Origin of the sequence: Paraburkholderia sp. BR10882, assembly GCF_040948855.1 — a bacterium.
Taxonomy (GTDB): Bacteria; Pseudomonadota; Gammaproteobacteria; order Burkholderiales; family Burkholderiaceae; genus Paraburkholderia; species Paraburkholderia nodosa_A.
The window spans coordinates 12,728-25,815 of the sequence record NZ_JBFPKP010000006.1 but is presented as its reverse complement, the minus strand read 5'-3'; the positions used below and the strand labels follow the sequence as shown (position 1 = coordinate 25,815).

7 protein-coding genes and 1 pseudogene are annotated in these 13,088 nt (G+C 64.3%); all 8 read left to right on the top strand.

What is annotated here, in order from left to right; all coding sequences use genetic code 11:
* Window positions 1-40 precede the first annotated feature (40 nt).
* The 8 genes and pseudogenes from AB3X99_RS16970 (at window position 41) to AB3X99_RS16935 (ending at window position 12,926) form a co-directional block, all read left to right on the top strand.
* Window positions 41-1,078, top strand: a complete 1,038-nt coding sequence (locus AB3X99_RS16970) for a LacI family DNA-binding transcriptional regulator (protein WP_069265698.1) — start codon at window positions 41-43, stop codon at window positions 1,076-1,078.
* A 110-nt stretch (window positions 1,079-1,188) separates the two neighbouring features.
* A pseudogene (gene rbsK / locus AB3X99_RS16965) lies at window positions 1,189-2,057 on the top strand (ribokinase).
* A 202-nt stretch (window positions 2,058-2,259) separates the two neighbouring features.
* Window positions 2,260-4,047, top strand: coding sequence for a methyl-accepting chemotaxis protein (locus AB3X99_RS16960; protein ID WP_368610264.1), 1,788 nt, complete (start codon window positions 2,260-2,262; stop codon window positions 4,045-4,047).
* Between the two features lie 379 nt (window positions 4,048-4,426).
* Window positions 4,427-5,188, top strand: coding sequence for a 2-keto-4-pentenoate hydratase (locus AB3X99_RS16955; RefSeq protein WP_069265700.1), 762 nt, complete (start codon window positions 4,427-4,429; stop codon window positions 5,186-5,188).
* Window positions 5,189-5,965: 777 nt separating this feature from the next.
* Window positions 5,966-7,888 (top strand): PrkA family serine protein kinase, encoded by a 1,923-nt coding sequence (locus AB3X99_RS16950; RefSeq protein ID WP_069265701.1) that lies wholly within the window; start codon window positions 5,966-5,968, stop codon window positions 7,886-7,888.
* Window positions 7,889-8,063: 175 nt separating this feature from the next.
* On the top strand, window positions 8,064-9,332 hold the full coding sequence (locus AB3X99_RS16945) for a YeaH/YhbH family protein (RefSeq protein ID WP_069265702.1): 1,269 nt from the start codon (window positions 8,064-8,066) through the stop codon (window positions 9,330-9,332).
* Complete coding sequence (locus tag AB3X99_RS16940) at window positions 9,329-11,053, top strand: SpoVR family protein (RefSeq protein ID WP_069265703.1); 1,725 nt, start codon at window positions 9,329-9,331, stop codon at window positions 11,051-11,053. The genes AB3X99_RS16945 and AB3X99_RS16940 overlap by 4 nt, the downstream gene beginning before the upstream one ends.
* A gap of 196 nt (window positions 11,054-11,249) precedes the next feature.
* Window positions 11,250-12,926, top strand: a complete 1,677-nt coding sequence (locus AB3X99_RS16935) for a SulP family inorganic anion transporter (protein ID WP_368617597.1) — start codon at window positions 11,250-11,252, stop codon at window positions 12,924-12,926.
* The last annotated feature ends 162 nt before the right edge of the window (window positions 12,927-13,088 follow it).

Sequence of the window (13,088 nt, the reverse complement as noted above, 5' to 3'; positions counted from 1 at the left end):
GGCAGCAACAGGGCAGCAAAAAAGCAGGAGCAACATAAAGATGGCGACGATCAAGGATGTGGCCGCCGTGGCGGGGGTATCTTTCACGACGGTGTCGCATGTGGTGAACAATTCGCGTCCGGTGTCGGCGGACGTGCGGGCCAAGGTCGAGCGCGCGATCCGCGACCTGAACTACGTGCCGTCGGCGGTGGCGCGCTCGCTCAAGGCGCGTGCCACGGCGACCGTCGGTCTGCTCGTGCCGAACGGCACCAACCCGTATTTCGCGGAGCTTGCGCGCGGCGTCGAGGACGCCTGCGCGCGCAAGGGCTATTGCGTGTTCTTCTGCAACTCCGACGACGACCCGGCCAAGCAGCGCAGCTACCTGCGCGTGCTGCAGGAAAAGCGCATCGACGGCCTCATCGTCGCCTCGGCCGGTGACGACGCCGTGCTCGCCTCGACGCTTGCCGATACGCGCGAGCCGATCGTCGTCATCGACCGCAACATCGAGGGACTCGACGCCGATCTCGTGCAGATCGACCACGAGCGCGGCGCCTGGCTCGCCACGCGGCATCTGCTCGAGTTCGGGCACTCGCGCATCGGCTGCATCACCGGGCCGGTGACGACCGCGGTGAGCGCGATGCGCATGCACGGCTTCCTGCGCGCCATGTCCGAGCGGGGCGTGGAGATCGCGCCGGGCGCGATCGTCGAAAGCGACTTTTCCGGGGCGGGCGGTTACCGCGCGGCGGCGCAACTGTTCGACAGCGTGCGGCCCACTGCGATCTTCGCCGGCAACGACATGATGGGCATTGGCGCCTTGCGCGCGGCCGCCGAGCGCGGCTTGCGCGTGCCGGGCGACTGCTCGATCATCGGCTTCGACGATATCGAGCTCGGCAACTTCACCTGGCCCGCGCTCTCGACGGTCGGCCAGCCCGCGCGTGCGCTCGGCGACATGGCGGCGCTCACGCTGATCGAGCGCATCGCGAACGCGCGTGAGGAAGGCGCGAGGGCGCGTCGGCGCGTGATGCCGCCTACGCTCTTCGCTCGCGAATCGACCGGGCCCTGGGTCGGTGCGGAGGAATACGCGCCGCTCGCGGCCTGAGGCAGGGCGGCCGTAGCGAAGGCGCAAGCCATCGAGGAGGCATCGTGACGACTGACGCAGCAAAGCCGACCGACGCACGCGCTCGCGTGGCCGTGGTCGGCAGTCTGAACATGGATCTCGTCGCGCGCGCGCCGCGCTTGCCGTCTCCCGGCGAGACGCTCGCGGGCCATGCCTTTGCGCAGGTGGCCGGCGGCAAGGGCGGCAACCAGGCGGTGGCCGCGGCACGCCTGGGCGCCCAGGTGGCGATGATCGGCCGGGTCGGCGCCGACAGCAACGGCGAGGTATTGCGCGCGGGGCTGATGGCAGAAGGTATCGACTGCGGCGCGCTCGAAACGTCGCCTGGCGCGCCGACCGGCGTGGCGTTGATCATCGTCGACGACGCGAGCCAGAATGCCATCGTCATCGTGGCCGGCAGCAACGGCGAACTCGCGCCCGAAACGATCGCGCGCCATGAGGCCGTGCTCGCGCGGGCCGGCGTCGTGGTCTGCCAGCTCGAAACGCCCACCGACGCTGTGGCGGCCGCGCTCGCCGCTGCACGGCGCCTGGGCAAGATCACCATCCTCAATCCAGCACCCGCCACGGGGCCGCTGCCCGCGCAGTGGCTCCCGCTCATCGACTATCTCGTACCGAACGAACTGGAGGCGGCCGCGCTCACCGGCTTGCCCGCGAGCACGCCGGAAGAGGCGGCGCGGGCGGCGTCGGCGCTGCGGGAGGCGGGCGCACGCAACGTGCTGGTGACGCTCGGAGCGCAGGGCGTATGTGCGCTGCTCGACGGCGCCGCGCCGGTCCATCTGCCCGCGCCACGCGTCAATGCGGTGGATACGACGGCGGCCGGCGACACCTTCATCGGCGGTCGCGCCTGGCTGCCGGGGCGCCCGCGCTCGAAGCCATTGCTTTCGCATTGCGCGCGGCGTCGGTTTCAGTCACGCGCGCGGGCGCTCAACCCTCTATTCCCACGCTCGCCGAACTCGCGGGCTGAGCGCATCAGCACGTCTCGCTGGCATCTAAGCCATGACCGGCCACGGCGCGGCCTATTCGCGCCGCGCCTGATTGTATTTCGACAATACTTCATACCATATACATATTTCAAGACCTTGAAATCCTGTGCCGTAAACGCCTGTTAGAGCGACCACTCGATGTCGGGCGTTGGGCCCGACCATATCACAAGCGTTGGGGGAGTCATGGGCAAGGGCATCAGTATCAAGGCGCGCATTGGCATCACGATGGGCTTTCTGGCGACGTTGATCGTCGCGATCAGTGCGGTCGGGCTGCTGGGTCTCACGCGTTCGAACGACGCGTATCGCGAGACTTTCACCGACCAGATGCCCAGTTCGCACGCGGTCAATCTGGCCGAAATCTATGCGGCACGCGAGCGTCTCGCGCTCGACCGGGCCGCCTTCGAACAGGGTACGTCCGACGCCGCGGCGACGGTCGACCGGGCGCGCATGCTGCGTGGCGTGTCGGACGACTTCTGGAAGAAGTACATGGCCTTGCCGCACGCCGGCGAGGAAGCGCGCCTCGCTCAGGATGTCGGAGCCCGGCGCGAGGCCCTGCACCAGATCGCGGACCAGTTCATGACGACCGTCCAGTCGGGCGATCAGGCGAAGGTGGTGGCCGGCGCCAAGGCGCTCAAGGAGGCCTACGACGGGCTCTCGAAGGCCGACGCCGTGCTCGACAAGTTCCAGATGACGCAAGCGCAGCAGGGCTTCGACGACGCCCAGGCCGCGTTCTCGGAGCTGCGCGTCGCGTGCATCGCGGCGCTGCTCGTAGGTATCGGCGCCGCCGCCTATTCGTTCTTCTCGCTGCGCCGCGCTATTGCGGAGCCGCTCGGCGAAGCGCTTGGCGCTTTCCATGCGATCGCCGCCGGCGATCTGCGCCGGCCCGTGGTCGTGCGCCGCAACGACGAGATGGGCGAACTGCTGGGCGGCGTCGCGCAGATGCAGCGCAGCCTCACCGAAACGGTGCGTTCGGTGCGCTCGGGCACCGAATCGATCGCCACGGCCACGCGTGAGATCGCCGCGGGCAACCTCGACCTCTCGTCGCGTACCGAAGAGCAGGCATCGGCGCTCCAGCAGACCGCGTCGAGCATGGAACAGCTCACGGGCACCGTGAAGCAGAACGCCGACAACGCCCGCCAGGCCAGCGCGCTCGCCGCCAACGCCTCGGAAATCGCCAACAAGGGCAGCTCGGTCGTCAATCAGGTGGTCGGCACGATGGGCGACATCAACGACAGCTCCGCGAAGATCGCCGACATCATCACGATCATCGAGGGCATCGCGTTCCAGACCAACATCCTCGCGCTCAATGCGGCCGTCGAAGCGGCACGCGCGGGCGAGGAAGGGCGCGGCTTCGCCGTGGTGGCGGGCGAGGTGCGCAGCCTCGCGCAACGCTCGTCGGCGGCGGCCAAGGAGATCAAGGGGCTCATCGACACCTCGGTCGAGCGCGTGCAGGCGGGCTCGGCGCTCGTCGACGAGGCGGGCCGCACGATGACCGAGATCATCGCCGCGGTGCAGCGCGTGACCGACATCATGGGCGAGATCGCGGCGGCTTCGCAGGAGCAGTCGGGCGGCATCGACCAGGTCGCGCGTGCGGTCACGCAGATGGACGAGGTGACCCAGCAGAACGCGGCACTCGTCGAGGAGGCCGCCGCCGCGGCGCAGTCGCTCGAGGACCAGGCGGGACGCCTGCGCGAGGCCGTCGCCGTATTCAATCTGGAAGACGCAGCGCTGGGCGCAGCGCAGGTGAAGCCTGCGCCGGCAGCCGCCAGGACGGCTTCCGTCGCCCGTGCTGCTGCCACGCGCCAGGCATCGGGAGCCGGGGCAGCGGCGCCTGCCGCAAAGCGCGCGCCGCGCAGCACTCCGGCTGCCGCCGCCGCCCAGCCGGCCGCACGGCCCGTGGCAGCCCCCCGCGCGCCCATGAGCGCGGTGGCGTCGGCTGCCGGTTCGAACGGCGACTGGGAAACCTTCTGACATTCATCCGCCAAGCCGCGCGGGCCGTCCGCGCACGAGAGCCAGCCGCTGTGCCGCAGCGGCTTTTTTTACGCCTTTGACCCCGTTGTGCGGCCCCGCCGTGCGCCATGTGGGCGCCGTTACGGTACATTGTCAGCCGTGTCATCTGCGCGGCCCGGTCGGCGCGCTACACTGCGGCGCCCAGCGGTGCCCGCGAGCGGCATGGCGTCGTGCTGGACGGTTCAGCCCGCGCCGATGTCCGGGCGCGGCCCAAACGGGGTGGCACCGCAGGAGGAACGACCCGCCCCGCAGGGGCAAGGCAGGCGCACCGCGCCAGGCAGGACGGATTGGCCGGCATCGAGCGCCAGCGCCGCATGACAGCACAAACAAGGAACCCGACATGACGCATGACGATCTCGCGCAACGCCTCGTGAATGCGCGCCGGCATCATCATCTGATCGAAACGCTGGAACCCGAGCGCGTGCCGCCCGACGCGGCCACGGCCTACGCGATCCAGCAGGCGGTGCTCGCCGGGCTCGAGACGACCACGGGCGGCTGGAAAGTGGGCGCACGCGCCCCCGGCGGCCCTGCCTCCGGCGCGCCGATCCCGGCGCCGCTCGTGCACGCCTCGCCGGCGCGCTTCGAGCGCCGCCACTTTTTCCGCGTGCTCGTGGAACTGGAAATCGCGTTTCGTTTTTCGGAACCGATCGTCCCGCGCGCCGAAGCCTATGCGCGCGACGAGGTGCTCGCGCGCGTAGGCCAGATCGTGCCGGCCATCGAGATCGTCGACAGCCGTTTCGCGCAGTGGCCCAACGTCGCGCCGCTCGCCCAGCTCGCCGATGCACAGAACAATGGTGCACTCGTGACCGGCCATGCGCTGCCGTACCCAGCGCTTGCCCGCGTGCTCGATTTCGTCGCGCCTGAGCTCGAACTGACGTTCGACGGCGCCTCGCTCGTGCCGGAGGCGCCGGGCAACCCCGCGGGCGATCCGCGCGAACTGCTGGTCTGGTTCGTCAATCATTGCGCCGCCATGGGCATCACGATCGAGCCCGAATGGACTATTACGACCGGCACCTATGTCGGTGCGCACCGCATCGATACACCGGGCCTCCTGCACGGCCACATCGACGGGCTAGGGGAAGTCGAAGTCGAGTTCGTCTAGGTCGCCCAGGGGCGCATCGTGTAACTGTCGCACCTGTCATATTTGCTCTCACGAACGGCCGCCGCGCGCATTGCGCGGCGGCTTTATTTTTTTGTACGCGTTGTGCGTCCCATGGGTGTAAACCTGGCAACCTGTCACGCGCGTCATCTTCATCGCGTGGCGTTCGCGCGTCGTCCGATTGGAGCGGGAAAACCACTACTGCCGACAGAGCCGGTCAGCGTCGATTGGCATCCGCGCAAGAATGCGCGGCAGGTCACCGACGACGGCGAAATCGACGCGTAAAACGGGAAAAAAATCGCATTGACGCGTGCTCACAACATTTGCGTGGCAGTTCGCAATGCGCGCGCGTTCTGCGGGCTCGCGAACAAATCGTAACGAATGGGTGTGCACCGGCGCTGCGTTGGTGCGTTTGATGAAGAGGCGCTGCGTATGCCGGAGTGCCGGACAGGCCGCATGACAAGGCGAAAAGCCGGTCGAACATCAGGTAAAAAGTGGCGTGCTGCGAATGCCCCGCCCGATGGAATTAGCCAACACGCAGGCACAGCATGTGGGAAGGAGCGTGACCCCGGTCTGAAATTTGCACCAGTAGGGAAGATCATTGTAAGTCGTTGTCTGGCGCCCTCCAAGCGCTCAATAATGCTTAGCTTTAGAGGGCACATCAGGCGCGATTTAACGGTGCGAAAAATTTCAAAAGGGTTTAGGATGAATTTGAGCGATGTCGTTTCCGAATAGCGCGCCGCGCACGACATCGGTCGCAGATCTTGGCGAGGAGGTAGCATGGATATCTATAGCAGCTTCGCGACCCGCTTCGAAAAAACGCGAGAGGAGGAGTTCTCGCTCGAGGAGTATCTCGCGCTCTGCAAGGAAGATCCCAATGCGTACGCCACGGCTGGCGAACGCATGCTGACGGCAATCGGCGAACCCGAACAGATCGACACCCGCAACGATCCGCGTCTGTCGCGCATCTTTGCGAACAAGGTCATCAAGGTGTATCCCGCATTCCGCGAGTTCTATGGCATGGAAGACGTGATCGAGCAGGTCGTCGCGTACTTCCGCCATGCGGCGCAAGGACTCGAAGAGAAGAAGCAGATTCTCTATCTGCTCGGTCCGGTGGGCGGCGGCAAGTCCTCCATCGCCGAGCGGCTGAAGCAGCTCATGGAGCGCGTGCCGTTCTACTCGATCAAGGGCTCGCCCGTGAACGAGTCGCCGCTCGGGCTGTTCGACTACGACGAAGATGGCCCGATACTCGAAGAGCAATACGGCATACCGCGCCGTTACCTTCGCAGCATCTTGAGCCCGTGGGCCGTGAAGCGCCTGCACGAATACAACGGCGACATCCGCAAGTTCCGCGTGGTGCGCCGCTTCCCGTCCATCCTGCGCCAGATCGGCATCGCGAAGACCGAACCTGGCGACGAGAACAATCAGGACATCTCGTCGCTCGTCGGCAAGGTGGACATCCGCAAGCTCGAGCAATATGCCCAGGACGACGCCGACGCCTACAGCTACTCGGGCGGCCTGTGTCTCGCGAATCAGGGCCTGCTCGAATTCGTCGAAATGTTCAAGGCGCCGATCAAGGTGCTGCACCCGCTGCTCACGGCCACCCAGGAAGGCAACTTCAAGGGCACCGAAGGATTCGGGGCGATTCCGTTCAACGGCATCATCCTCGCGCACTCGAACGAGTCGGAGTGGAAGGCGTTCCGCAACAACCGCAACAACGAGGCACTGCTCGATCGTATCTTCGTGGTGAAGGTGCCGTACTGCCTGCGCTACTCGGAAGAGATGAAGATCTACGAGAAGCTGTTGCGCAATTCGTCGCTGGCCGAGGCCGTGTGCGCGCCTGGCACGCTGAAGATGATGGCGCAGATGTCGGTGCTCACGCGCCTGCAGGAGCCGGAGAACTCGAGTCTCTTCTCGAAGATGCAGGTGTACGACGGCGAAAACCTCAAGGACACCGATCCAAAAGCGAAGTCGTACCAGGAGTACCGCGACTTCGCGGGCGTGGACGAAGGGATGAACGGGGTTTCGACGCGCTTCGCGTTCAAGATCCTCTCGCGCGTGTTCAACTTCGACTCGACTGAAGTGGCCGCGAATCCGGTGCACCTCATGTATGTGCTCGAACAGCAGATCGAGCGCGAGCAGTTCCCGCCGGAAACCGAGCAGAAGTATCTGTCGTTCGTGAAGGACGTGCTGGCCTCGCGTTACGCGGAGTTCATCGGCAAGGAGATCCAGACCGCCTACCTCGAGTCGTATTCCGAATACGGGCAGAACATCTTCGACCGCTATGTCACCTACGCCGACTTCTGGATTCAGGACCAGGAGTTCCGCGATCACGACACGGGCGAAAGCTTCGATCGCGCGGCATTGAATGCCGAGCTCGAGAAGATCGAGAAGCCCGCGGGCATCAGCAACCCGAAGGACTTCCGCAACGAGATCGTGAATTTCGTGCTGCGTGCGCGTGCGGCCAACGCCGGCAAGAACCCGGCCTGGATCAGCTACGAGAAGCTGCGCGTGGTGATCGAAAAGAAAATGTTTTCGAACACGGAAGAACTTTTGCCGGTCATCTCGTTCAATGCGAAAGGATCGGCGGAAGAGCAGCGCAAGCACGAAGACTTCGTCAACCGCATGGTGGCGAAGGGTTATACGCCGAAGCAGGTCCGGTTGCTCTGCGACTGGTATCTGCGGGTGCGCAAGTCGTCGTGAACGAAGAGGCTTTACCGTCCGAGTGCGCTGCCGCAGTTTTGCGGCGGCGCAAAAGGACCCCCGGCGGGGCGCAGGCGGCGTGGCCATGAGCGGGTGAACGCGGCACGCACGATGGCAGACGCGGCAATGAACACTGCGCACCTCGCCCATTCGCAACTGGAGCGGGAGACTGGATGTGCTTCATCAAATCATCGACCGCAGGCTAGCCGGAAAGAACAAGAGCATTGCTAACCGCGAGCGCTTTTTGCGCCGCGTGAAGAACTATATTCGTCACGCCGTTTCGGAAGCGGTGCGTGACCGCAGCATCAAGGACATACAGAGCAACCAGAGCATCACCATTCCGCGCAAGGACATTGCAGAGCCGTCGTTCCGGCACGGCCCCGGCGGCAAGCGCGAAATGGTTCACCCAGGCAACGAGGACTATATTCGCGGCGACCGCATTCCGCGTCCACAGGGCGGCGGCGGCGGTGGCGGCAGCCAGGCGAGCAACGAGGGCGAAGGTCAGGACGACTTCGTGTTCGAACTCTCCCGCGAAGAATTCATGCAGTACTTCTTCGACGACCTCGAACTGCCGCGCCTCGTCAAAACCCATCTCATGGCCGTGCCAACGTGGAAGAGCATCCGCGCGGGCTGGGCTGCCGAAGGCACGCCGAACAACATCGATGTCGTGAGATCGCTGCGCAGCGCGCTTGGCCGTCGCATCGCGCTCGGCGCGCCGCTCGTCAACGAACTGCACGAACTCGAGGAGCAGCTCGAAGCGCTCAAGGCCGACCCGGCCGACCGGCGTGAAGAAATCGCGCGGCTCGAAGAGCAGATCCATCACCTGCGCGGGCGCATCTGGCGCATTCCGTTCATCGACCCGTTCGATCTGCGTTACGTGAATCGCGTGAAGCAGCCGCAACCGTCGAGCCAGGCCGTGATGTTCTGCCTCATGGACGTGTCGGGCTCGATGGACGAGCAGCGCAAGGACTTGTCCAAGCGCTTCTTCATCCTGCTGTACCTGTTCCTCAAGCGCAATTACGAAAAGATCGAGGTGGTCTTCATTCGCCACCACACGCGTGCCGAAGAAGTGGACGAGGACACCTTCTTTCATTCCACCGAAAGCGGCGGCACGGTCGTGTCGAGCGCGCTGGAGCTGATGAAAAAAGTGATCGAGGACCGTTATTCGCCAAGCGACTGGAACATCTACGGCGCACAGGCTTCGGACGGCGACAATTGGACTGACGATTCGCCCAAATGCCGCAAGATTCTCGCGGATGACATACTGCCGCAGGTGCGCTATTTTGCGTATATTCAGGTGACGCCGGAGGAGCAGAACCTCTGGCTCGAATACGCGCAGCTCGCACTCACCGAACCGCATCTGGCGATGAAGAAAGTCGACACCGCGGCGGACATCTACCCGGTGTTCCGGGAGCTTTTCGAAAAGCAGGTGGAGCACTCATGACGACACGCCACCTGCACAACGAGGCGCGCGGCTACCAGCCGGAGCGCCGGAAGACGAGCGGCCACGAAAAAGGGCATCATGGCGAACACGGTGACGAGCGCAAGCCCGGCCACCATGAAGACGCCGAAGCGCCCGGACATGCCGCCGGGGCTGCTCGCCACAAGGAGCATGGGCTCGCCCAGCAAAGGGAAGTGCAAATGAACGTAGCCGACAAACGGCCGTTGCCGTGCCCCTCCGACTGGACCTTCGAACTCATCGAGGAGTACGACACTCATATCTCGCATGTTGCAGAGCAATACGAACTGGATGTTTATCCGATCCAGCTCGAACTGATCAGCGCCGAGCAGATGATGGACGCCTATGCGTCCGTCGGCATGCCGGTGAACTATCGCCACTGGTCATTCGGCAAGCACTTTCTCTCCACCGAAAAGAGCTATCGCCGCGGCCAGATGGGCCTCGCCTACGAGATCGTCATCAACTCCAACCCCTGCATCGCGTATCTCATGGAAGAGAACACCATGACGATGCAGGCGCTCGTGATCGCGCACGCCGCGTACGGGCACAACTCGTTCTTCAAGGGCAACTATCTGTTCCGTCTCTGGACGGACGCGCACGCCATCATCGATTACCTCGTGTATGCGAAGAATTACATCGCCGAATGCGAGGAGCGTTATGGTCTCGACCGCGTGGAAGAGTTGCTCGACTCGTGCCACGCGCTCATGAATTACGGCGTAGACCGCTACAAACGTCCGCAAAAGCTGTCGCTCGAGCGCGAGGCCGCATTGCGCCGGGAACGCGAGGCTTATCTGCAGTCCCAGGTCAATGAACTATGGCGCACGCTGCCGAAGCAGCAAATGCCCGTTGCCGAGGAGATCGACGAGCGCTTTCCGCCGGAGCCGCAGGAAAACCTGCTGTATTTCGCCGAAAAGAACTCGCCGCTGCTCGAGCCGTGGGAGCGCGAAGTCATACGCATCGTGCGCAAGATCGGGCAGTACTTCTATCCGCAGCGGCAAACCCAGGTCATGAACGAAGGCTGGGCCACATTCTGGCATTACACGCTGCTCAACACGCTCTATACGCAGGGCAAGCTCGAAGACGGCTTCATGATGGAGTTCCTGCATTCGCACAGCAACGTGATCTATCAGCCGCCGGTGACGAAGCCGTATTACAGCGGCATCAATCCGTATGCGCTCGGCTTTTCGATGATGAGCGACATTCGCCGCATCTGCGAGAACCCCACGGAGGAGGACCGCAAGTGGTTCCCCGAGCTGGCCGGCAGTCCGTGGCTCAAGGCGCTGCACTATGCCATGCGCAACTTCAAGGACGAGAGCTTCGTGGCGCAATACCTGTCGCCGCATCTGATCCGCGAAATGCGGCTCTTCTCGGTGCTCGACGACGACATGCGCGATGCACTCGAAGTCTCGGCCATCCACGACGAAAGCGGCTACCAGTACGTGCGCCAGGCGCTCTCGCGTCAGTACGACATGCATCACCGCGAACCGAATATCCAGGTGTGGTCGGTGAACACGCGCGGCGATCGTAGCCTCACGCTGCGTCACTTCATGAGCGACAATCGCCATCTTTCGGGTGACACCGACGAAGTGCTGCGCCACATGGCGCGCCTCTGGCAGTTCGACGTGTTCCTCGAAAGCGTGGATGAGAACGGCACGGTACGAAAACGCTACGAATGCCGTTATATGCCGCCGCCGATTCGGGTATAGCCATCGCGCTGCGTGACGCGGTTGAGCGGATCAGTCATGAGGCCAGCCTGCGGGCTGGCCTCTTTCATTGATGCGCGAGCAACGACGTTGCAATCGAACACGTACTGGAACGCGCCCGCGCGCTAACATACTGCGCCAGTGAGCCCGCAGCTAAAAAAACACCGCCCGAAGAGGCGGATTTCGAAAGGATGGCGTAATGGCGTTTGAACTGTTTCGCGGCGTGCGTCCGCTGTCTCGTGCGTCTGCATTGCGTGATGCGCTCGCCGGCGTGCAGCTTGCCTCGATGAACGTGCCGCAACTGCTTGGCTATGCGCGCATCGCGGGCATGCCTGCCGTCACCGGTCTGTACACAGGCTTTCTGCCTCTCGTTGCGTTTGCACTCTTTGGCGCGTCGCGCCATCTCGTGGTTGCCGCCGATTCCGCCACGGCCACCATTTTCGCGAGCCGTCTCACGACCATGGCAGCGCCTTCGAGCGCTGAGTACGTCGCGCTCGCGGGCATGACCGCCTTGCTCACGGCCGTGATGTTGTTGATCGCACGCCTGTTTCGGCTCGGCTTTCTCGCGGACTTTCTCTCGCGCACCGTCCTCGCAGGTTTTCTCACGGGCGTGGGCGTGCAAGTGGGCGTGGCGATGCTCGGCGACATGCTTGGCATTACTGTCAATTCACGCCGCACGGTCCTGCAGATCAAGCAGATCGTCACGCAACTGGGCACGATTCACTGGCAGACGCTTGCCATCGCCGCGGTGGTCGTGGCGGCGATTCTGGTCTTCAAGACGTACCGGCCGCGCTGGCCGGTGCCGCTCGTCGCCGTGGCGGGCAGCATCGCCGCGAGCGCCATGCTGAACTTCGCGGCCCACGGCATTTCGGTGATCGGGCCAGTGCAGGGCGGCTTGCCGCGCCTGAGCTTTCCCGCGGTGGGCTGGTTCCAGATGATCGATCTGCTGCAGGTGGCGGCGTCGTGCTTCGTCATCATCGTCGCGCAAAGCGCCGCCACGAGCCGCGCGTTTGCCGAGCGCTACGGCGAGCGCACCGACGAAGACACCAATCTCCTCGGCCTCGCGGCGGCCAATGCGGCGGCTTCGATGAGCGGCGCGTTCGTCGTGAACGGCAGCCTCACGCAGACCGCCATGGCCGATCAGGCCGGCGCGCGCAGCCAGTTCGCGCAGCTCGTGTTCGCGGGCGTCGTGCTCGTGGTGCTGTTGTTCTTCAGCCACCTGCTGCAATATCTGCCGCACTGCGTGCTGGCCGCGATCGTCTTCACGATTGCCGTGGGGCTCGTGAACATTCGCCAGCTGATCGACATTCGCCGCGAAAGTCCCGGCGAATTCCGGCTCGCGGTGACGACGGCGCTCGCCGTCGTCGTGATCGGCGTGGAGAACGGTATCCTCATCGCGATCGGCCTGTCGTTACTGCGCCACGTGCGCCATAGCTACCGGCCGCACACCATGGTGCTCGTGCCGAACGACGAGGGGCACTGGCTGCCCGAGCCCGCGCAAGCGGGCCAGCTCACGGCGGCAGGGCTGATCGTCTATCGCTTCGGTGCGGACCTGTTCTATGCGAACGACCATTTGTTCGTCGACGAACTGCGCATGCTGATCGATCGCGCGCCGTCGCCCGTGCACTGCGTGGTCGTGGATGCGGGGGCGATCACCGATCTCGACTATTCCGCGGGGCGCTCCGTCATCGACCTCTGCGCGGAACTCGCGGAGCGCGGCGTGAAGGTGATTTTCGGGCGCGTGAACCGCTATCTGCTTTCGGACATGGATCGGCATGGCATCACGGCCGTGGTGGGCCGTGCGAACATCTTTCCGACCCTGCACGAAGCGCTCGCGGCAGTGCGTCCCGAACTGGAGTCGCGCTCGGATGCGTGACGCCCGTGTAGCCATGCTACAAGCCAGACGAGCGTGTAGTGCGGAAAACGTGTGAAGCAGCTACATAATAACGTCCATAAAAACCCCGATTGCCCGCCGGAATTCGCCGCTGCTATTGTGCGCCTCAAGCGCTGTGGAAGCGCTTCCACTCCAACTCGATCC